This is a genomic window from Pseudomonas sp. B424, from assembly GCF_055408345.1.
In genome coordinates, this window is record NZ_JBUZTL010000013.1 from 1 (window position 1) to 21,183 (window position 21,183).

A 21,183-nucleotide genomic window follows, 5' to 3' on the forward strand; every position below is an offset into this window, starting at 1 on the left:
TACGGGTTCCGCCCTTACGGCGGCTCACTTTTGTCAAACAGCCACAAAAGTAAGCAAAAAGGCCTTGCCCCGGCGTACGGCCTTCGCTGCGCTCAGGTGCCCCTCGTTCCGGTCCCGCTCCGTGGGCACGCCGTGACGGGCCATCCTTGGCCCAACACGGCTCTCCCGGCATCCATGCCGGGAGACCCACTGCGCAGAACCTCCACTCGGCCTCCCGAAGGGGCGGGCAGGTCAAAAGCAATGCCCGCCGAGGCGGCCGACCGGCCGGCCTGTTTGTCGGCGAGGTCTGCGAGACTCACACATCTCCTCTGTGGGAGCGGGCTTGCTCGCGATGCAAGCGGCGCGGTATTTGAGTTGAATCGCGCCGATGCCATCGCGAGCAAGCCCGCTCCCACATGGGGTTGTGCAGTTTCAAGCCTTAACCTTTGCTTTTGCTGTAGCCACGGGATTAATCAAGCGACGCGAATGCCCCTCACAGAAGGCTGAACGCAGGTGCTGTTCTGGGGGTGGCGCGGCAGGACGCCGCGCCAGCCGCGATGGGCCATGGATGGCCCGTCGCGGCGTGCCCCCATAACAGTGCCGGAGTGAGGGCACCGGGGAGCCTGGGCGACCTCGGCCGTATGGCAGGGCAAGGACTTTTTGGTTCCTTTTGGGTCCTTCCAAAAGGGACTCGCTGTAAGAGCGAAACCTGTATTTCAGTTAAACGCGAATGCCGGATATGTACCCGGTATCGCAGTTACTGACACGGCGTACATGTCCATTCGATGTGCCACGGCTATCTACGGGTTTCGCCCTTACGGCGAGGCACTTTTTTGTGACCCGTGTGGGTGACCCGTACAGCGGTTTGCCAGGATGACCGCGGTGCTGCCATCGCCAGCAAACCAGCTGCCACAGTCATCATGCTGTCGAACTTGTCTGTCAGCGCTCGGCCCGCCGCGACAGGCTGTTGATGACCTGGCTGAGTACATCATTCGATACCGGCACTTCACTTCGGCGCAGCAGTCGATAATCACTGGGCGTGCAGCCCGAATATTGTTTGAACGCACGTGCGAAGTAGGAAGGGTCTTTGAAACCGACCTCGTAGCCGATGCTGGTGATGGGCATCTGGCTGTTGTCGAGCAGGTCCTTGGCGCTGTCCATGCGTTTGCGCAATACGTAGTCCATGAACCCCAGCCCGTACACTTCCTTGAACAGGCGGCTGAAGCGGAAGGTGGTCATGCCGCAGCGCTTGGCCAGGTCTTTTTGGTCGATGCTTTCGCAATAGTTTTGATCGATAAACTGCAACACGTTATGCAGCGCCTTGTGCTTCTGGTGGTCAGTGGTCAGGCGGATGCTGTCAGGCAACGAAGGGCCATGCTCGATCGGCGCTGACTTGCTGCTGAACCCCGCGTTTCGTCGCAGCTCGCACAGTTGCTCCAGAGCGTGCAGGTATCGCTGGATTTCGCCGGCACACAGGGGGAGCACCACATACTCCCAGACCCGCGAACGCATGGCCCAGATCGCAAGCTCTTCTGAGTGCTGGACCGTGAACATGGTGACCGGGATGGAGGGGAACCGCAGTTTGATCTCCTGCAACAGGGTGAGCCCCGGCAAGTCGGGGCAGTCATAGTGAATGCAGATCATGTCCGGCATCGGCTCGCGCTGGGCTGCAAGCCATTCAGCGGGCGATTGCAGCAGGCAGCGGCAGGCGGTGTTGAAAGGCAGGATAAGTGCTTCAGTCGCGTGATTGCGCGTGAGATCGAACCATAAAAGCAGGGGCCTGTGGGCAGCTGCGGATTTCATTCCGTTAATCCTTTCTTCTGCCGTAAGCGGCTTCTTTATCGGATCCAAAATGCGTAACTGCGCAATACTCATTCCAGTGTATTTGTAAGTGCTTCTTGTTTGGATTGGTCATTGCAAAAAAGTCCTGCTGGTCGGCAATAAACTCCTAACGGCTCTTGTGAGGGCTGGCTAGTATTCAATCAAGCGGTGCCCCAAGTAGATCGCTCTGGATCCAACACTCAAGCGAGGTGATTAATATGAACTTTCAAGCTATTAAGACTTCTATTCGTACATTTATCAAAGATGAGGATGGTCTCACTATTGTCGAGTACGCGGTGGCCGGAGGTCTGATTACACTAGGGGCCGTTGCAGCGTTCATAACCCTGGGCGGAAACGTCAGTACCGCCATCACCAGTCTTGGGTGTGCGGTTCAGGGCAAAACGTGCTAGCGGGTTAATAAACACTGGGGGTTTTACTCCTCACATGCAGTTTTTGCTGGCCAGTATGCAGCGCTTTCGACACGATCCTGCAGAGAAGTATCGTCGCTGTATTATCGGCGTGCAGAATAAATCCTGATATGCAAACCCCGGCTTAGTCTGTTGCGCTATAAGTCCCCTCTAGCCAACACACTAAGCCGGTTTTTTATTGGCTTTTTAAATACTTTTCTTTCCTGGGGAGTGAGTTGGTGAGTGTGCTTTCTATATAGGCGGTGTTCTTTTTTTGGCGCCGTTATTTATTTGTTTTTGCACCGCGTAGCACCACTGTTTTTAGCCTTGGCAATAAAGTCCTAACAGTCGGCAAAAAACTCCTAACCCTCACATTCCATACTCGCTAACCTCTAATCAAGCCGTGCAACTAGCCCGGCTCCGGGAAGTTAAATATTGAATGAGGTGGACAACATGAACATGCAATCATTTAAGACTTCGGTGCTGAAGTTCATCAACGATGAAGACGGTCTGACCATCGTGGAATATGCAGTGGCGGGTGGCCTGATCACGCTGGGTGCTGTCGCGGCATTTATCACCTTGGGTACCAATGTGAAAACCGCCATCACCAGCCTGGGCTGCGCTGTACAGGGCAAAACCTGCTAGCACGACCATTCCTGTCGAGGGTGCAGCCATGAGCGAGGTACAGATTTCAGCTGTTGCGTTGCTGTTGGGGCTGCTGGGAATTGCGGTGGTGAGCGATCTGCGTAATCACCGCATTCCCAACCTTCTTGTTTTGTTGGGGCTGGTGCTGGGGGTGGTCGGCCAGACCTATGCCTTGGGCTGGGTCGGTTTGGGCCACGCACTGCTGGGCATGTTGATCGGTTTCGCGATTTTCCTGCCCATGTACGTGGTCGGTGGCATGGCTGCCGGCGACGTCAAGCTAATGGCCATGGCAGGCGCTTTTCTCACACCGCACGATGCACTCTGGGCCGCTTTTTTTAGCCTGATCGCCGGTGGTGTATGTGGATTATTGATAGTGCTCGTACGGGGTCAGGCACTGCAGACCATAGGCCGTTACTGGTTGATGCTCAGAGCCAGGGCCTATTTTTCACCGGCGGATGATGAAGTGGCCGGCAAGCCTTTCCCTTATTCGATCGCTGTTTTACTCGGTACGTTAATCAGCGTCTTCTGGCTGCCCCTTGGCCATTAGTTCAGGAGAGCAGCATGTACGCCATCAGCAACAAGCGTGTTTCTCCCCATGAGCGCGAAGGGGTGCAGCAACTGGCTCCACAGCCGCGCACGATTCTTGAAACCGGTCTGGCAGACAACTTTATCGGCGATCTGCTGTGCAAACATTTATACGACGCCGGTGTGCTGGACATGGTGCAGCTGGTCGCGCGACTGGCGTTGACCGGTGCCGTGCTGGAAGAAGTGCTGACGTTTTTGCGCAAGGACCGCCGTGTCGAGGTTCTCGGTCAGGCAGGTGGGCAAGCCCTGCGTTATGGCTTGACGGAGCGCGGCCGCAATAGCGCCCGCGAGGCGCTGGCCCGCAGTGGCTATATAGGCGCGGCCCCTTATCCGGTGAGCGCTTACCGCACTTTGCTCAAGTTGCAGACCATTCACCATGGCCGCATCAGCGCCCATGACATGCATAGCTCTTTCGGTTCGATGGTGCTCGCGCCAAGCATGCTCGATCAATTGGGCGTGGCGCTGAACTCAGGCCGCGCCATCATGATTTACGGGCCGGCGGGTACCGGCAAGACCTATGTCAGCAGCCGCTTGATCCGCCTGTTTGGCGAGGCGATCTGGGTGCCCCATGCCATCGCGATCAACGACGCGGTAATCGAGATTTTCGACCCACAGGTACACAAACGCCTGGACGATGGCGAGCAGCAGAACGGGTTGCTGCTCAACGAAGGTATCGACCGGCGGCTGTTGTGCTGTGAGCGTCCCATTGTCATCACCGGCGGTGAGTTGACGATGGAGCAGCTGGATGTGCGGTATGACCCTTTCATGCGTCAGTACCAGGCGCCGCTGCAGCTCAAGGCCAGCAACGGGCTGCTGATCATCGATGACCTGGGGCGCCAGCGCATGACGCCGGGCGAGTTGCTCAACCGCTGGATTGTGCCGATGGAGGAGCGGCACGACTTTCTCAACCTGGGCGGTGGCCGCCACTGTGAGCTGCCGTTTGACATGATTCTGGTGTTTTCCACCAACCTCAACCCGCTGGAGCTGGCCGATGAAGCGTTTTTGCGGCGCATTGGCTACAAGCTGCAATTTGGCTATCTGAAGCCTGGCGAATACGAACGCATCTGGATCCAGGAGACGCAGCGCCTGGGCATCCATTACGACCCGATGTTGCTCAGTTATGTGCTGCGAGAGCTTTACGACGCTGAAAATATGCCCCTGGTGCCTTGCCATCCTCGCGATCTGCTGAATATGGCGTGTGACCGTCAGCGTTATCTGGAGGGGTCAGGACCGCTAACGGCTCAAGAACTTGAGTGGGCGTGGCGCAACTATTTCGTCCAACTCGATTTTCTTGGGTAAGGAGATACTGACATGAACTCGCGCACGATTACGCTGATTGTCCTGTCCGTGATTTTGGGGCTGGGCGCAACATGGATGGCCAATAACTGGCTCACGGCCCGGCTCAATACCAGCCCCGACGATAACCAGCAAAGCGTGGTGATCGCCACGGTGGAAATTGGCTTCGGGCAGATGATTGAACCCCAGCAAGTGACCGTGGTGCGCATGCCCAAGGATGCCGCACCGGATGACGCATTTGCTTCCACTGACCAGGTGGTGGGCAAGATCGCGACCTTCTCCATGCTGCGCGGCGACATCCTGCGCGGTGCCCGTCTGGCCGAACATCTGGGTGGCAGCACCCTGGCCTCCCTGATCGAACCCAGCAAACGTGCCATTTCGGTACGTGTCGATGATGTGGTCGGCGTTGGCGGGTTCCTGCTGCCGGGCAATCGGGTCGATGTTCTGGCCACCCGCCAGACAGGCAACGACGGTAACGCCGAGTCCAAAACCATTCTGGAAGACCTGCGGGTGCTGGCCGTCGACCAGACCGCCAGTACTGACAAGACACAACCGGTGGTTGTACGCGCTGTCACCCTGGAAATGACCCCCGCTCAGGCGGAAGTCCTGGTCAAGGGGATGGCCGCCGGCAAGCTGCAGCTGGCCCTGCGCAACCCGCTGGATAACAACAAAACGCCGGTGATGGCAGAGGCGGTGGCCGAGGCTGCGCCCGTGCCGGCGCCAGTCATGCCAAGACCGGTGGTACGCCATCGCGCGCCTGCCAACGACGGTAGCGTGACCGTGATCCGCGGTGTCGCGGTGACGGTAGAGAAAGGGATGTAAGCAGTCAGGCGTCGGCAACATATGAAGGTGGAACTCCATGAACGCGCGTATCCAACAGCCCCGCACCGCGTTTGCTCAGAAACAGCGCGGATCAATGATCGTCCTGGTGGTGATTGCCATGGCCTCGCTCTTGCTGATGGGCGCCCTGGCGCTGGACGGCAGCCATATGCTGCTGAACAAGACCCGCCTGCAAAATGCAGTGGATGCGGCGGCATTGAGCGGGGCCAAGACGCTCAGCATGGTTACGGGGGCGACCGGTGCCGCTGGCCTGACCCAAACCGCTGCACTCAATACCATGACCCTTAACGCCAACGCGGCGGGCAATAAGGAACTGGCCACGGCCATCGCCGCCAATGCTTCAGGTTTTGCCAAGGTGGAGCTGGCGAGCAGTGTGTACGGGCCGTTTTCGTTCCCGGGGCCAGCCAATGCGACCTTTGTTCGGGTCACGGTGGCGAATTACCCCCTGAGCAGTTTTTTCTGGGGCGTATTCCAGGCGCTGGATAACGGCAACGCCACCACCAAGGCCGTGGCCGCTGTCGCCACCGCCGGGCCGAGCCCGAGCAGCGCACCCTGTGATCTGACGCCGTTGCTGGTGTGCGGAGATCCGACCCAGAACAACCCGTCTGCCGGGATGTTCTGGGGCTTCCGGTTCGGTGATCTGCAGGTGCTCAAAACTGCAGCCAATAACAGTTCTGCCATTGGCCCGGGGAATTTTCAGCTGCTGGACTTTGGCTCGGGCGGCAAAACCGTCAGGGAAGGGCTGGCAGGCGGGATCAACCAGTGCAACGTGGTCGGCTCGACCGTCCAGACCAAACCGGGCAACACCGTGGGGCCGTCGGCTCAGGGGCTTAATACGCGCTTCAACGATTACAAGGGTGGCCTTAGCGCTTCGGACTACCCGCCGGACCTGGTCACAACAGTCAATGCCAAGTCGTTTACGTACGCCGGGGCGCCGGCGCCGGTTCAGTACGACGGCAAGACGGTGACCTTCTCCAACGGCAACCTGTCCACGTCCAGCGGTGCCTTGTATGACTACAACAACTGGGTACAGGACTCCGCGGCTTGCGTGGGTGGCGGGACGGGCTGCCAGAGCAACGGCGTGTTTGAACGGCGCATCATCAAAATCGTGATCGGCGATTGCTCGGGCAAGAACGATGGCACCTCCGCGATTCCGGTACTGGGCTTTGGCTGCTATTTCGTGTTGCAGCCTGAGTCTCAGCAGGGCAACCAGGCGCAAATTTTCGGTCAGTTCGTGAGTGTGTGCGAAGGCGACAACGTCCCCGGGCCCAACCCGTCAGGTAACGCCGGCCCACAGATTATCCAGCTGTACAAAACCTATATCGACAACAACCAGACGCCCAGTACCGATTCCTAGGAGGTCCCATGAGACGCTGTGGATTCAAGTCGGCACGCGCCCAGCGCGGCCTGGCGATGGTTGAGCTGGCATTGACCCTGCCGCTGCTGGTGTTGCTGATGTTCGCCTTCGCCGAGTTCGGTCGCATGCTGTTCCAGTACAACAGCTTGCAGCAGGCCAGCCGCGATGCCGGGCGTTATGTGGCCGGCAAGGCCTGGAACTCAACCCTGGGCACGGTCCAGCTCAGCTCTGCGCTGATCTCCCAGACCCAGAACGTTGCAGTTTACGGAATACCGGCCAACCCCAATGGTTACCCCGCCGTCGCACCGGGGCTTACCACCGGGAATGTCACGGTGACTGCGGTAGGTACCGATCATGTGCAGGTCAGCATTGCGTACACCTTTATCCCTGTAGTCGGCAGCTCACTGCCAGCACTCTATGGCAGTAGCGTGCCGCTGGGTCTGTCGTTGACCTCAACTGTCGTGATGAGGGCCTTGTGATGAACAGCAAGCGCATGCGCGGTGTGTATATCGTCGAGTTCGCCATCACGGCCCTGGTGCTGTTCACCTTGCTATTTGGCGCGCTGGAAATGGGCCGGCTGTATTTCACGGTCAACGTGCTGACGGAGTCGGTGCGCCGGGGCGCGCGCCTGGCGGCGGTGTGCGATATCCAGGACCCGGTCATCCTGCGCCGTGCGATGTTCAATACGGCCACCAATACCGGGCCGAGCAGCCTGATCGCCAGCCTGAACAACGCCAACCTGAACCTGGTGTATCTGGACGCCAACGGTGCCGTGGTCGCCAGCCCCAATGACCTGGTCAATACCACCGGCTTTCTGGCCATTCGATATGTTCAGTTGCAGCTGACGAATTTCAGTTTCAACCTGTTGATCCCCGGTTTTCGCGGGGTGTTTATTCTGCCGACGTTCAGGTCTACCGCGCCCCGTGAAAGCCTTGGGCGTCAACCTGATGCAACGGTTACACCGGGGATAACGCCATGTTGAGTGTCCGAGAAGCTACTGCGTCGGCGTCAACTGACCGCCAGGGCATGCGCCTGTTGATCAGTTCACGTGATGCAACCGCCTTGACCCATCTCAAAACCTTGAGTCAGGGCATACCCAACCTGCAGGTCAGTACGCGGCTGGTTAGCAATGGCCATACCGACCCGTTGTTCGGGCTGGAACAGATGCCTGATTTTCTGTTGTTGCGGGTCAGCCATTTATGGCGTGAAGAACTGGCGGCCCTGTTGCAGCATCCGGTGAAGGAGCGCCCGCCACTGCTGGTGTGCGGCCCACTGGACGAACACGAAGGCATGCGCCTGGCCATGCAGGCCGGCGCCCGGGATTTTTTGCCGGAGCCGGTAGCGGCAGAGGAGCTGCAGTCGGCCATCAACCGGATGCAGATGGAGCTTCATACCGATAAAGGGGCGACGGGCAAACTGATTGCGGTCATGAATGCCAAGGGCGGGTCCGGGGCTTCAATGCTCGCCTGTAACCTGGCCCATCAGCTGAGTGTGCATGGCGGCACAACCCTGTTGCTGGATCTGGACCTGCAGTTCGGCAGCCTGGCCCATAGCCTGGATGTGCTGCCGACCCACAGCCACACGGATGTGTTGCAACAGATCGACTCGCTGGACAGCGTGGCGTTGCGCGGTTTTTGCAGCCACTTCAGCCCGACCCTGCATGTTTTGGGCGGTCGCACCGATGAGCTGTGCCTGTCCCAGGACATACGCCTGGAGCAACTGGACAGCCTGTTGCGTCTGGCCCGCAACACCTATGACTGGGTGGTGGTGGATTTGCCGCGGCACATCGATCACCTCACGGGCATCACCCTGGAGCAGTCGGACCGGGTCTATATCGTGCTGCAACAGAGCCTGAGCCATTTGCAGGACGCCAATCGGCTGGTGCGCATTCTGCGTGACGACCTGGGCGTGCAGAGCAACCGTTTGCACGTGGTGATCAACCGCTTTGACAAAGCTTCACCCTTCAAGCCCAAGGACATCAGCGATGCCTTGCGCTGCAACGACCTGCAAAAGTTGCCCAATGACTATGCCGTGGTCAGTGAAAGCCAGAACACCGGGGTGCCGCTGGAGCTTCATGCGCCGCGTGCCGCCATCACCTTGAGTTTGCGCGAGCTGAGCCAGAACCTGATCGGTGTCGAGGCCAGTGAAGCAGGCTTGTTCAAACGTACTTTCAACCGTCTGTTCGGAGGATAAGCCATGCTCAGCGACTTTCGTAATCGTCTGCGTCAGCAGGTCGGCAAACTGGCTCCGGTAGAGGGTCTGGGAGTGCCTGTCGAGGGTGCCGACTGCTCCAGCGTCATGATGGCCTGGGAAGCCAGCGTGCCGGATGTCGTCTATGAAACCCGAACCAAGCTCAGCTCCATGGAGGCCGAGTGGCGGGAGAAGATCTACCAGCAATTGCTCAAGGTCATGGACCTGTCACTGCTGGACACCCTGGAGCTGGCCGATGCCGGGCGCCAGATCCGCGAGATCAGCCTGCGCCTGCTGGATGAGTATTCGGCGCCGGTCAGTGCCAGCAGCCGCCAGTTGATCATTAAGCAGATCACTGACGAAGTGCTGGGCCTTGGCCCGCTTGAGCCGCTGCTGACGGACAACAGCGTGTCCGACATTCTGGTCAACGGCTATGCCTCGGTGTACGTCGAGCGCTATGGCAAGTTGCAGAAAACGGATGTGCATTTTCGCGACGATCAGCATTTGCTCAATATCATCGACCGCATCGTTTCCAGCCTGGGGCGGCGCATCGATGAGTCCTCGCCTCTGGTGGACGCACGGCTCAAGGACGGCTCGCGGGTCAACGCGATCATCCCGCCGCTGGCTATCGACGGGCCGAGCATGTCGATCCGGCGCTTTGCCGTGGACCTGCTCAATACCCAGAGCCTGGTGCAGATGGGCACCCTCACGCCGGCGATCGCCCTGATGCTCAAGGCCATCGTGCGCGGGCGGCTCAATGTGCTGATCTCCGGCGGTACGGGCAGTGGCAAGACCACCATGCTCAACGTGCTGTCCAGTTTCATTCCGCACAATGAACGCATCGTCACCATCGAAGACTCTGCCGAGCTGCAGTTGCAGCAGCCCCATGTGGTACGCCTCGAAACGCGCCCGGCCAATATCGAGGGCCGTGGCGAGGTGGGCCAGCGTGAGCTGGTGCGCAACAGCCTGCGGATGCGCCCCGACCGGATCGTGATCGGCGAAGTGCGTGGCGCTGAAGCGCTGGACATGCTGACGGCGATGAACACCGGCCACGACGGTTCCCTGACCACCATCCACGCCAACACGGCGCGCGATGCGCTGGGGCGGATCGAGAACATGGTTTCGATGAGCGGCGCCACGTTTCCGATCAAGGCCATGCGCCAGCAAATTGCCTCGGCCATTGGCGTGGTGATCCAGCTGGAGCGTAATGAGGATGGCACGCGGCGGTTGGTCAGCGTGCAGGAGATTAATGGCATGGAAGGTGATGTCATCACCATGACCGAGATCTTCGCGTTTGTGCGCAGCGGCATGGGCGAGAAAGGGGAGGTGCTGGGCGAGTTTCGCCCAACCGGTATGGTGCCGGCATTTCGTGATGTGCTGGCCAAACGGGGTATTGAGCTGCCGCTCAGCCTGTTCCGGCCGGAATGGATGGAGGGGCAGTCATGAACCAGATCCCTGGTGAGTTTATTCTGGCGTTTCTGGGCATGGTGTTCACCGCCATGTTTCTGCTCAGCCAGGGGCTGACGATACCGGTGTTCGGTGAGGCCAAGCAGGTGCGCAAACGCATTCGCGGTCGCCTCAACCTGCTGGAGCGGGCCAACAATTTGCCGAACATGCAGTCGATCTTGCGCCAGAAATACCTGCGTCGCCTGCCACCGCTCGAGGCGCGCCTGGAGCAGTTGCCGATGATGGAAACCCTGGCCCAGATGATCGAGCAGGCGGGGCATGAATACCGCGCCTATCGGGTGCTGTTGCTGGGGCTGGTGCTGGCCACTGCGGTGGGGCTGGTGTTGTGGTCGTTTCTGCAACTCTGGTGGGTGGCGATCCCGGCCGCAGCGGTGGTTTTCTGGCTGCCGGTCTGGAAGATCGCCCATGACCGTGCCAAGCGCTTCGCCCAGTTCGAGGAAGGGCTGCCGGATGCCCTGGATGGCATGTGCCGCGCGCTGCGTGCGGGGCACCCGTTCAACGAGACCCTGCAACTGGTTGCCGAGGAGCACCAGGGGCCGGTGGCTTACGAGTTCGGCCTGGTCTTCGCCGATATCAACTATGGCAATGACGTGCGCCGGGCCATGTTGGGTCTGCTGGAGCGCGTGCCGAGCATGACGGTGATGATGCTGGTGACCACGGTGCTGATCCACCGCGAAACGGGGGGCAACCTGACCGAGGTGCTGACCCGCCTGAGCAGTTTGATTCGCGGGCGCTTCCGCTTCCAACGCAAGGTCAAGACCCTCTCGGCCGAAGGGCGGATGTCCGGCTGGATACTGGTGTCGATGCCCTTTGTACTGGCGGCGGCCATTTTGATATCGAGCCCGACCTACATGCCTTTGCTGTTCAAGGAACCCTTGGGGCAGAAGCTGATCATGGGGGCTTTTGTGGCGATGCTGATCGGGATCTTCTGGATACGCAAAATCATCCGGATTCAGGTTTGAACACGGGTCGCCCTGGAGGGCAGGAACATGAACTATTTACTAAGTCTGCTCAATCGGATGGTGGGGGACGAGCAGATGACCCGCGAACTGTTCGCCGGTGTCATCGGTCTGAGTGTGGTGTTGCTGGTGGTGGCGCTGGCGGTGCTGGCCAAGGGGTTGCAAAGCCCGGTACAGCGCCGTCTGTTGTCGATCAAACGCGGCCATGCCGGCGAGCACCGGGCGCCGGTAAGCAATCTGCAAATGATGCTGGAGCAGGTGGGTCAACGCTTCAGCTCCGGTGAAAGGGGGCAGGCATCGAAGACCCGGACCCTGCTGATCCATGCCGGTTATCGCTCGGCGGCGGCGGTGCAGGTGTACTGGGCGATTCGCCTGTTACTGCCGCTGCTGCTGACCGGCATTGCGGTCGTGGCGCTGCCGTTCATTCCCAATCTGTCGCTGCTGTTGGGGGCCGGGCTGTTGATGCTGGTGTTCGGTGTGGGCTGGCTGTTACCGGCGATCTATGTCGGCGCACGCAAGGAGGCGAGGATGTCCCGGCTGCTGATTGCTTTCCCGGATGCCCTGGACCTGATGGTGGTGTGCGTGGAGTCCGGGCTTGCCTTGCCCCAGGCCATCGAGCGGGTTGCCGAGGAAATGTCGGTCAGCCAGCCTGATCTTGCGCTGGAGCTGGCGCTGGTCAATGCCGAGGTGCGTGCGGGGATCCCCAGTACCGAAGCGCTCAAGCACCTGGCCGAGCGGACCGGGCTGGATGACATTCGCGGGTTGGTGAGCTTGCTGGCGCAAAGCATTCGCTTTGGTACCAGTGTCGGGACGACGCTGCGTATCTATGCAGAAGAGTTTCGTGACCGGCGTACGCAAATGGCTGAAGAGAAAGCCGCAAAAGTGGGCACAAAGCTGGTTTTTCCGCTGATCTTTTGCCTGTGGCCCAGCTTTTTTCTGGTGGCTATCGGGCCTGCGATCATCAGCGTGTTTAAAGTGTTCGGCAAGATTTGACGGCAGGGGGCGCCGGCCCCACTGGCTAACTCATTGAAAAATTTATGATAAATACCGATCAACAGGTATTCTGTGCGGTCGCAGGCAAAGCCCTGCGCCCGCTGTAGCGCTCCCCCGCGGTTTACCCCTCGCTTTTTTTAGCGCCCGACTTTTTTGGGTGCTGCGAATTTTTTTTAGCCAGAAAACGGAAAAGTAACAATGACTTCAAGCTTGAATCCTCGCAGTTTCTGCGCGCTGGCTATTGCCTGTACGTTACCGCTACAGAGCCATGCCGCCGGTTTTGTCGATGATTCCAGTGTCAATTTGACCCTGCGTAATTTTTTTATTAACCGCGATTTCAGCAACTCTGCCAATCCACAAGACCAGGCCCGGGAATGGACCCAGAGTTTTATTTTTGATGCCAGGTCCGGCTTTACCCAGGGCACTGTCGGCTTCGGCGTCGATGCTTTGGGCATGTACTCGATCAAGCTCGATGGCGGTAAAGGCAGCAGCGGTACTCAGTTGTTGCCGGTGGGCAGCGACGGTCGCCCGGCCGATGATTACGGGCGCCTGGCCGTGGCCGGCAAAATGAAAATCAGCAAAACCGTGCTCAAGGTGGGTGAGTGGATGCCGGTGCTGCCGATTCTGCGCGCCGATGACGGTCGCTCACTGCCGCAAACCTTTGAGGGCGGGCAAATCACGTCGCAGGAAATCGACGGCCTGAGCCTGTATGGCGGCCAGTTCCGCAAGAACAGCCAGCGTAACGATTCGAATCTGGAAGACATGTACATGCAGGGCAAAGGGACGATCACTTCTGATCGCTTCAATTTTGTCGGCGGCGAATACAGCTTCAACGAAAAGCGCACGATGATCGGCTTGTGGAATGCCGAGCTCAAAGACATCTACCAGCAGCAATACCTGCAACTGGTGCACAGCCAGCCGCTGGGCGCCTGGACCCTGGGGGCGAACCTGGGCTACTTCCAGGGCAAGGAAGACGGCAGCGCCAAGGCCGGCGATCTGGATAACCGCGTTTACTCGGCGCTGCTCTCGGCCCGTCATGGCGCCAGCACGTTCTATGCGGGCCTGCAAAAAGTCACCGGCGACAATGCCTGGATGCGGGTCAATGGCACCAGTGGCGGCACCCTGGCCAATGACTCTTACAACTCCAGCTACGACAACGCCCGGGAAAAATCCTGGCAGCTGCGCCACGACTACAACTTCACCGGCCTCGGCGCTCCCGGCCTGACGTTGATGAACCGCTATATCAGCGGCCACAACGTGCACACGGGCAGTGTGACCGACGGCAAGGAGTGGGGGCGTGAAACCGAACTGGCTTACACCCTGCAGAGCGGCACGTTCAAGGACCTCACGATGCGGATCCGCAACTCCACGATCCGCCGCGACTACAGCACCAACTCGTTTGATGAAAACCGCGTAATCGTCAGTTACCCGCTGAATATCTTCTAAGGCCGCAAGGCTGCTGGAGCATGGGGATCGCCTGCCCATGTTCCGGGGCCGGTGCGCACGCCGTCGCAAGCGCAACATTAAACTTTTGAATCCCAAGGATATTCTGTAGCCTTACCGCGCTTCAGTGCTTGTCCGTGCCTGATCACAAACATTCTCCCAGCGGGGCTTGATGTCCGGAGCTGGTGGTACACTCGACTTTCGCGCAGCAGCGCTTGCAGGTCTTGCGAACATGACGCAAATTTCTGAACGACTTCTGGTCCAAGCCCACCTCGATGCCAGGCAACCCAAGGCGTTGACCGAGGCCCAATCCCTCAGCTTGCGCGAGCAGATCGCGGCTGAACTCAAAGCCCGCGACGCGGTGCTGGTGGCGCACTTTTACTGTGATCCGGTGATTCAGGCCCTGGCCGAAGAAACCGGTGGCTGTGTGTCCGACTCACTGGAAATGGCCCGCTTTGGCGCGGCCCACCCGGCCAAAACCATTCTGGTCGCCGGTGTGCGCTTTATGGGCGAGACGGCAAAAATCCTGACCCCTGAAAAACGCGTGCTGATGCCCACGCTGGAGGCCACCTGTTCTCTTGATCTGGGTTGCCCGGTTGAGGAGTTCTCGGCGTTTTGCGACAAGCACCCCGAGCGCACGGTGGTGGTGTATGCCAACACCTCGGCGGCGGTCAAGGCCCGGGCTGACTGGGTGGTGACGTCAAGCTGCGCGCTGGAGATCGTTGAAAGCCTGATGGACAACGGCGAGACGATTATCTGGGGCCCGGACAAGCATCTGGGTCGTTACATCCAGCGCCAGACCGGTGCCGACATGCTGCTGTGGGACGGTGCCTGCATCGTCCATGAGGAGTTCAAGTCCAAGCAGCTTGAAGACATGAAGGCTTTGTATCCGGATGCAGCGATTCTGGTTCACCCTGAGTCGCCCGAGGCGGTGATTGATCTGGCGGATGCGGTGGGGTCCACCAGCCAGTTGATCGCTGCAGCGCAGAACTTGCCGAACAAGACGTTTATCGTGGCCACCGATCGCGGCATCTTCTACAAGATGCAGCAGCTGTGCCCGGACAAGGTCTTTATCGAGGCGCCAACCGCAGGTAATGGTGCGGCGTGCCGCAGTTGCGCCCATTGCCCGTGGATGGCCATGAACACCCTGGAGCGCACCCTTGAGTGTCTGCAACAGGGCACCAACGAAATATTCGTCGACCCGGCCCTGGTGCCCCACGCCATTCGCCCGCTCAAGCGCATGCTGGATTTCACCCAGGCTGCGCGGTTGAAGCTGGCGGGCAATGCCTGAGTAGTCAGCACTCACTCCTGTGGGGGCGAGCAAGCCCGCTCCCACAGAGGCGGTGAGACTTTTATCAGTTCATCATTTCTTTGAGCGCCCGCTCCTGATCCATCAACTCCCGCTTGCGGGCATCCAGGCGCGATGACAGCTGGAAGTTGTTGGTCAGCTTCTGCGCGAAATCCAGTTGCTGGATGGCCTGATGGTAATCACCCACCAACGCAAAGTACTCCGCACGGGCCTGATGCAGGCCGATGATGTTGCCCGACAAGCCTCGCGTTTCGGCAACCGAGTACCAGACATCCGGATCGTCCGGCCGGCTCTTGAGCAGGGCTTCAAGCGCCTTGTCGGCCTCGGCCGGGCGGTTTTGCTTGAGCAGCAGGTCAACCCGGGCCTGGTTGAGCGGGTAATTGCCCGGATACAGGGTGCGCATCCGGTCGATCCGCTGCTGGGCTTCGGGCAGGCGGTTGCTGTCCATGTCCAGCTCAATCTGCGCCAGGTTGTAGGTGATGTCGTTCGGCGCCTTGTCCAGCAACGGCTTGAGGTTCTCGCGGGCTTCGTTGAACTGGCTGCTTTTGATATGGGCAATCGCCAGCCCATAACGGGCTACGTCGTTTTTCGGGTTTTCATCCAGTTGCTGGCGAAAGCGCTTGGCGGCCAGCCCCGGGGTTTCCTCGTAGTTGAGTTGCACCCGGGCGCGGATCAGTTGATAGCGCAGGCTGTCTTCGGTACCGCCTGCTCGGGATTGCTCGGCGCGGTTACGGGTGTCGGCGATACGTGATTCGGTGACCGGGTGAGTCAGCAGGAACTCCGGTGGCCTGCCGTCGAAGCGGTATTGACGCATCAGGCGCTCAAACATGGTGGGCATGGAGCGCGGGTCGTAGCCGGCCTTTTCCAGGTTGAGAATGCCGATCCGGTCAGCTTCCTGTTCATTCTGGCGCGAGAAGCGGCGTTGCTCTTGCAGTGCTGCGGCCTGGGTGCCGGCGATGGCGGCGATCCCGGCGTCACCCGCGCCGGACGCTGCAACGATGATCCCGGCCAGCAGGGCGGCCATCATCGGCAGTTGCATGCGTTGCTGGGCTTCCACGCCACGGGCGAAGTGGCGCTGCGACAAGTGGGCCAGTTCGTGGGCCATTACCGAAGCGTACTCGCCTTCAGTCTGCGCGTTGAGGAACAGACCGCCGTTAACCCCGATGATCCCGCCGGGTGCGGCGAAGGCGTTGAGCTGCGGGCTGTTGATCAGGATGAATTCCAGGCGGCGGTCTTGCACCTGGCTGGTTTCGACCAGCTTGTAGACGCTGGTTTCGACGTAATCCTTGAGTTGCGGGTCGTTGAGTTGCGACACCTGACTGCGCAGCATGCTCAACCAGGCACGGCCCAATTGGTACTCTTGCTGCGGCGAGACAATGGACGAACTGGCGTCACCCAGAGACGGTAAATCGTCGGCGAAACTCGGTGAGGCGAGCAGGCAAGCGAGCGTCAACAGGGTAGGGCGCAGAAAAGTCATGCACAAGGCTCTGGTCGGTAAAGCGCTTACTGTAGCTGGACACTCGTCTGACGACCAGTGGCGACTCCGCTTGGGGTATTCTAGCCAGCCTAAAAATGCCGACCCGGCGCGCCAGAGGAATACGTAATGACGAATGCGTTGGCCCATGATGCTGAACTGGATGCCACGGGTCTCAATTGCCCGTTGCCACTGCTCAAGGCCAAGATGGCGCTGAACAAGATGGCCAGCGGTCAGACCCTCAAGGTGATTGCCACGGACGCGGGCTCACAGCGTGATTTTCGTACCTTCGCACGTTTGGCAGGGCATGAGCTGCTGCGTGAAGAGGATGATGCCGGCACTTATCGCTACTGGTTACGCAAGGCCTGAGTCCTCGCGGCGCTTTCTTCTAAGGAATTTCGATGTTCAAAGTGTTACGTGATTGGGTTCAGCGCTACTTTTCTGATGAAGAGGCCGTGGTGCTGGCGGTGTTGCTGGTGTTGGCCTTTACCGCGGTCCTGACCTTGGGCGGCATGCTGGCGCCGGTACTGGCCGGCATGGTGCTGGCGTACCTGATGCAAGGCCTGGTGGTTGCGCTGGAACGCATGCGGGTGCCGGGTGCGGCGGCGGTTGGCCTGGTGTTTGCGCTGTTTATGGGGCTGTTGCTGGTGTTTATCGTGGTGGTGGTGCCGTTGCTGTGGCATCAGTTGATCACGCTGTTCAATGAGTTGCCGGGCATGCTCGCCAAATGGCAATCGTTGCTGCTGCTGTTGCCCGAGCGTTACCCGCATCTGGTGTCGGATGAGCAGGTGCTGCAAGCCATTGAAGTGGCACGCGGTGAGATCGGCAAGTTCGGGCAGCTTGCACTGACCTTTTCGCTGTCCAGTTTGCCGTTGCTGGTCAACATCATGATCTATCTGGTGCTGGTGCCGATTCTGGTGTTTTTCTTCCTCAAGGACCGTGCGGTGATTGGCCGCTGGGTGCGTGGCTATCTGCCTCGCGAGCGGGCGCTGATTACCCGTGTGGCCGAGGAAATGAACCGCCAGATCGCCAACTACATCCGTGGCAAAGTCATCGAGATCATTATTTGTGGCGGCGTAACCTACATCGCCTTCGTCACCATGGGCCTTAACTACGCGGCGCTGCTGGCACTGCTGGTGGGTATTTCGGTGGTGGTGCCCTATGTGGGCGCCGTGGTGGTGACCGTGCCTGTGCTGTTGATTGCGTTGTTCCAGTGGGGCTGGAGCGACCAGTTCATCTACCTGATGGCAGTGTACGGAATCATCCAGACCCTCGATGGCAATGTGCTGGTGCCGCTGCTGTTTTCGGAGGCTGTGAGCTTGCACCCGGTGGCCATCATTTGCGCGGTACTGTTGTTTGGCGGGTTGTGGGGCTTCTGGGGGATATTCTTTGCGATACCGCTGGCGACCCTGTTCAAGGCCGTACTCGATGCCTGGCCGCGCGAGCAGCAAGTCGTCTCGCCGCTGCTTTGAATCGCTGAACTGCAGACATGAAAAAGCCCCGGCTCTTGAGAACAAGCCGGGGCTTTTTCGTTACTGCATCAGCTTACGCTTGAATAACCGGGATATTGGCATTTGCAGCCGCTTCACGGAATTCGGCGATCTGATCAAAGCTCAGGTAGCGGTACACGTCCGCTGCCATGGTGTTGATCTCTGCCGCGTAGACCATGTATTCCTCTACGGTTGGCAGGCGACCCAGGATCGAGGCAACCGACGCCAGCTCGGCCGAAGCCAGGTAAACGTTGGCGCCGTCACCCAGACGGTTCGGGAAGTTACGGGTCGAAGTCGACACAACAGTCGAGTTCGGCTCTACACGTGCCTGGTTACCCATGCACAGCGAGCAGCCCGGCATTTCCATGCGTGCGCCAGCTTTGCCGAAGATGCCGTAGTAGCCTTCTTCGGTCAGTTGGTGAGCGTCCATTTTGGTCGGCGGCGACAGCCACAGACGGGTTGGCAGCTGACCTTTGACCTTGTCCAGCAACTTGCCCGCAGCGCGGAAGTGGCCGATGTTGGTCATGCACGAACCGATGAACACTTCGTCGATCTTCTCACCGGCAACGGTGGACAGCAGACGGGCGTCATCCGGGTCGTTTGGCGCGCAGAGCACAGGCTCCTTGATGTCAGCCAGATCGATTTCGATGATTTCAGCGTATTCGGCGTCAGCATCGGCTTCCATCAGCTCAGGGTTGGCTACCCAGGCTTCCATCGCTTGAGCACGACGCTCAAGGGTACGAGCGTCGCCGTAACCTTCACCGATCATCCAGCGCAGCAGGGTGATGTTGGAGTTCAGGTATTCGGTGATCGACTCTTTGGACAGCTTGATGGTGCAGCCAGCAGCCGAACGCTCTGCCGAGGCGTCGGACAGTTCGAATGCTTGCTCGATGCTCAGGTTGTCCAGACCTTCGATTTCCAGGATGCGACCCGAGAATTCGTTGATCTTGCCTTTCTTCTCTACGGTCAGCAGGCCTTTCTGGATTGCGACGTAAGGAATGGCGTGAACCAGGTCACGCAGGGTGATGCCTGGCTGCATTTCGCCTTTGAAACGAACCAGAATCGATTCCGGCATGTCCAGTGGCATTACGCCAGTGGCTGCGGCGAACGCGACCAGACCCGAACCAGCAGGGAACGAAATGCCCATTGGGAAGCGGGTGTGGGAGTCACCGCCAGTGCCGACGGTATCCGGCAGCAGCATACGGTTCAGCCAGCTGTGGATGATGCCGTCGCCCGGACGCAGGGACACGCCGCCACGGGTCATGATGAAGTCTGGCAGGGTGTGGTGGGTGGTTACGTCGATCGGCTTTGGATAAGCCGCGGTGTGGCAGAAGGACTGCATGACCAGATCGGCGGAGAAGCCCAGGCACGCCAGGTCTTTCAGTTCGTCACGGGTCATGGGACCGGTGGTGTCCTGGGAACCTACGGTGGTCATCTTCGGTTCGCAGTAAGTGCCCGGACGAACGCCGGTCACGCCGCATGCCTTGCCGACCATTTTTTGCGCCAGGGTGAAACCCTTGGTGCTTTCAATCGGGGCTTCAGGCTTTTTGAACAGGTCGGATGGACCCAGGCCCAGCTCGGCGCGAGCCTTCTCGGTCAGGCCACGGCCGATGATCAGCGGGATACGGCCGCCAGCGCGAACTTCGTCCAGCAGCACCGGGGTCTTCATTTCGAAGGTGGTGATGACTTCGTCGGTACCGTGCTTGCAGACTTTGCCTGCGTGCGGGTACAGGTCGATCACGTCGCCCATGTTGATGTTGGAAACATCGAATTCGATTGGCAGTGCGCCGGCATCTTCCATGGTGTTGTAGAAGATCGGAGCGATTTTGCTGCCGAAGCAGAAGCCGCCGGCACGCTTGTTCGGTACATAAGGAACGTCGTCGCCGAAGAACCACAGTACGGAGTTGGTTGCCGACTTGCGCGACGAACCGGTACCGACCACGTCACCGACGTAGGCAATCGGGAAACCGGCATTGCGCATTTCTTCGATCTGCTTCATCGGACCGATGGAGCCTTGAACGTCCGGCACGATACCTTCGCGAGCCATTTTCAGCATGGCCAGGGCGTGCAGCGGGATATCAGGGCGCGACCAGGCATCTGGTGCAGGGGACAGGTCGTCGGTGTTGGTTTCGCCGGTGACCTTGAACACGCGCAGGCTGATCTTGTCGGCCAGGGTAGGGCGGTTCTTGAACCACTCGCCGTCAGCCCAGGACTGCACCACGGCTTTTGCGTGGGCATTGCCGTTCTTGGCTTTTTCAGCGACGTCGTGGAAAGCGTCAAACATCAGCAGGGTGTGCTTGAGTTGCTCGGCGGCAACCGGAGCCAGCTCAGCGTCGTCCAGCATCTCGACCAGAGTCACGATGTTGTAGCCGCCTTGCATGGTGCCAAGCAGTTCTACAGCGCGCTTTTTGTCGATCAGGGGAGAAGTCGCTTCACCTTTGGCGATGGCGGACAGGAAACCGGCTTTTACATAAGCCGCTTCGTCAACACCCGGTGGAATGCGATTGGTGATCAGATCAACGAGGAATTCTTCTTCGCCGGCTGGCGGGTTTTTCAGCAGCTCAATCAGGCCTGCAGTTTGTTCGGCGTTAAGCGGCTGGGGAACGATACCCAGTGCTGCGCGCTCTTCGATATGTTTGCGGTAGGCTTCAAGCACAGTTATTACCCTCATCATTGGTCCCAAATGGGTGTCCGGGACGCTCATCCAGGAATGCCAGGCACTCATGCGCTGCGGGGCTTCTTGAGCCGCTTAGCCAGAATTGCAAGGATTCCCAACAGAAGCTGTTTTCAAAGTTTTACGCCTTCCGAACGGGGGGCATGATGAATGTTGGTGCGGGTATCTGCAGTGCAAACACCCCTCACCAACACCGTTCTTCGGGATCAACTGTGCTCGTGACGCTTTGAAAACAGCTTCTAACGGACATTGGC

General features: G+C 59.3%; 19 protein-coding genes. 16 read left to right on the forward strand and 3 right to left on the reverse strand.

Features of this window, described 5'->3' with window-relative positions; translation table 11 throughout:
• Positions 1-918: 918 nt before the first annotated feature.
• Complete coding sequence (locus tag ACZRMS_RS15790) at positions 919-1,782, reverse strand: response regulator transcription factor (RefSeq protein WP_463995996.1); 864 nt, start codon at positions 1,780-1,782, stop codon at positions 919-921.
• Between the two features lie 236 nt (positions 1,783-2,018).
• Here ACZRMS_RS15790 and ACZRMS_RS15795 point away from each other — a divergent pair, with 236 nt between their 5' ends.
• The 14 genes from ACZRMS_RS15795 to nadA all read left to right on the forward strand — a co-directional run bounded on the left by ACZRMS_RS15795 (position 2,019) and on the right by nadA (position 15,273).
• Positions 2,019-2,210, forward strand: coding sequence for a Flp family type IVb pilin (locus tag ACZRMS_RS15795; RefSeq protein ID WP_463995997.1), 192 nt, complete (start codon positions 2,019-2,021; stop codon positions 2,208-2,210).
• Positions 2,211-2,660: 450 nt separating this feature from the next.
• The gene (locus tag ACZRMS_RS15800; RefSeq protein WP_463995998.1) at positions 2,661-2,852 is read left to right on the forward strand and encodes a Flp family type IVb pilin; all 192 of its coding nucleotides are present in this window, start codon (positions 2,661-2,663) and stop codon (positions 2,850-2,852) included.
• A gap of 28 nt (positions 2,853-2,880) precedes the next feature.
• On the forward strand, positions 2,881-3,399 hold the full coding sequence (locus tag ACZRMS_RS15805; protein WP_463995999.1) for an A24 family peptidase: 519 nt from the start codon (positions 2,881-2,883) through the stop codon (positions 3,397-3,399).
• Positions 3,400-3,413: 14 nt separating this feature from the next.
• Positions 3,414-4,736 (forward strand): AAA family ATPase, encoded by a 1,323-nt coding sequence (locus ACZRMS_RS15810; RefSeq protein WP_463996000.1) that lies wholly within the window; start codon positions 3,414-3,416, stop codon positions 4,734-4,736.
• Between the two features lie 12 nt (positions 4,737-4,748).
• Complete coding sequence (gene cpaB / locus ACZRMS_RS15815) at positions 4,749-5,555, forward strand: Flp pilus assembly protein CpaB (protein ID WP_463996001.1); 807 nt, start codon at positions 4,749-4,751, stop codon at positions 5,553-5,555.
• Between the two features lie 37 nt (positions 5,556-5,592).
• Entirely contained in the window at positions 5,593-6,930 is a 1,338-nt protein-coding gene (locus tag ACZRMS_RS15820) for a TadE/TadG family type IV pilus assembly protein (protein WP_463996002.1), read from the forward strand.
• Between the two features lie 8 nt (positions 6,931-6,938).
• On the forward strand, positions 6,939-7,409 hold the full coding sequence (locus ACZRMS_RS15825; RefSeq protein WP_463996003.1) for a TadE/TadG family type IV pilus assembly protein: 471 nt from the start codon (positions 6,939-6,941) through the stop codon (positions 7,407-7,409).
• Positions 7,409-7,912: a TadE/TadG family type IV pilus assembly protein gene (locus ACZRMS_RS15830; protein WP_463996004.1), complete on the forward strand. Its 504-nt coding sequence runs from the start codon at positions 7,409-7,411 to the stop codon at positions 7,910-7,912. The genes ACZRMS_RS15825 and ACZRMS_RS15830 overlap by 1 nt, the downstream gene beginning before the upstream one ends.
• The gene (locus ACZRMS_RS15835) at positions 7,906-9,123 is read left to right on the forward strand and encodes an AAA family ATPase (protein ID WP_463996005.1); all 1,218 of its coding nucleotides are present in this window, start codon (positions 7,906-7,908) and stop codon (positions 9,121-9,123) included. Before ACZRMS_RS15830 ends, ACZRMS_RS15835 begins: the two co-directional genes overlap by 7 nt.
• A gap of 3 nt (positions 9,124-9,126) precedes the next feature.
• Entirely contained in the window at positions 9,127-10,566 is a 1,440-nt protein-coding gene (locus tag ACZRMS_RS15840) for a CpaF family protein (RefSeq protein WP_463996006.1), read from the forward strand.
• The gene (locus ACZRMS_RS15845; protein WP_463996007.1) at positions 10,563-11,549 is read left to right on the forward strand and encodes a type II secretion system F family protein; all 987 of its coding nucleotides are present in this window, start codon (positions 10,563-10,565) and stop codon (positions 11,547-11,549) included. The genes ACZRMS_RS15840 and ACZRMS_RS15845 overlap by 4 nt, the downstream gene beginning before the upstream one ends.
• A 27-nt stretch (positions 11,550-11,576) precedes the next feature.
• Entirely contained in the window at positions 11,577-12,539 is a 963-nt protein-coding gene (locus ACZRMS_RS15850; protein WP_463996008.1) for a type II secretion system F family protein, read from the forward strand.
• A gap of 198 nt (positions 12,540-12,737) precedes the next feature.
• The gene (locus ACZRMS_RS15855; protein ID WP_463996009.1) at positions 12,738-13,985 is read left to right on the forward strand and encodes an OprD family porin; all 1,248 of its coding nucleotides are present in this window, start codon (positions 12,738-12,740) and stop codon (positions 13,983-13,985) included.
• 229 nt (positions 13,986-14,214) lie between these two features.
• Positions 14,215-15,273: a quinolinate synthase NadA gene (gene nadA / locus ACZRMS_RS15860; protein ID WP_048359650.1), complete on the forward strand. Its 1,059-nt coding sequence runs from the start codon at positions 14,215-14,217 to the stop codon at positions 15,271-15,273.
• Positions 15,274-15,337: 64 nt separating this feature from the next.
• Here the strand turns inward: nadA and ACZRMS_RS15865 are convergent, their stop codons facing one another.
• Complete coding sequence (locus ACZRMS_RS15865; protein ID WP_463996010.1) at positions 15,338-16,768, reverse strand: M48 family metalloprotease; 1,431 nt, start codon at positions 16,766-16,768, stop codon at positions 15,338-15,340.
• Positions 16,769-16,894: 126 nt separating this feature from the next.
• Between ACZRMS_RS15865 and ACZRMS_RS15870 the strand changes: the two genes are divergently transcribed.
• Together ACZRMS_RS15870 and ACZRMS_RS15875 are read left to right on the forward strand one after the other, a co-directional pair.
• A complete protein-coding gene (locus tag ACZRMS_RS15870; protein ID WP_463996011.1) occupies positions 16,895-17,134 on the forward strand; it encodes a sulfurtransferase TusA family protein in 240 nt (79 codons plus the stop codon).
• Positions 17,135-17,166: 32 nt separating this feature from the next.
• On the forward strand, positions 17,167-18,237 hold the full coding sequence (locus tag ACZRMS_RS15875) for an AI-2E family transporter (protein WP_048359647.1): 1,071 nt from the start codon (positions 17,167-17,169) through the stop codon (positions 18,235-18,237).
• A gap of 73 nt (positions 18,238-18,310) precedes the next feature.
• On the opposite strand, the gene acnB is transcribed toward ACZRMS_RS15875, so the two are convergent.
• Complete coding sequence (gene acnB / locus ACZRMS_RS15880; RefSeq protein ID WP_463996097.1) at positions 18,311-20,911, reverse strand: bifunctional aconitate hydratase 2/2-methylisocitrate dehydratase; 2,601 nt, start codon at positions 20,909-20,911, stop codon at positions 18,311-18,313.
• Positions 20,912-21,183 lie beyond the last annotated feature (272 nt).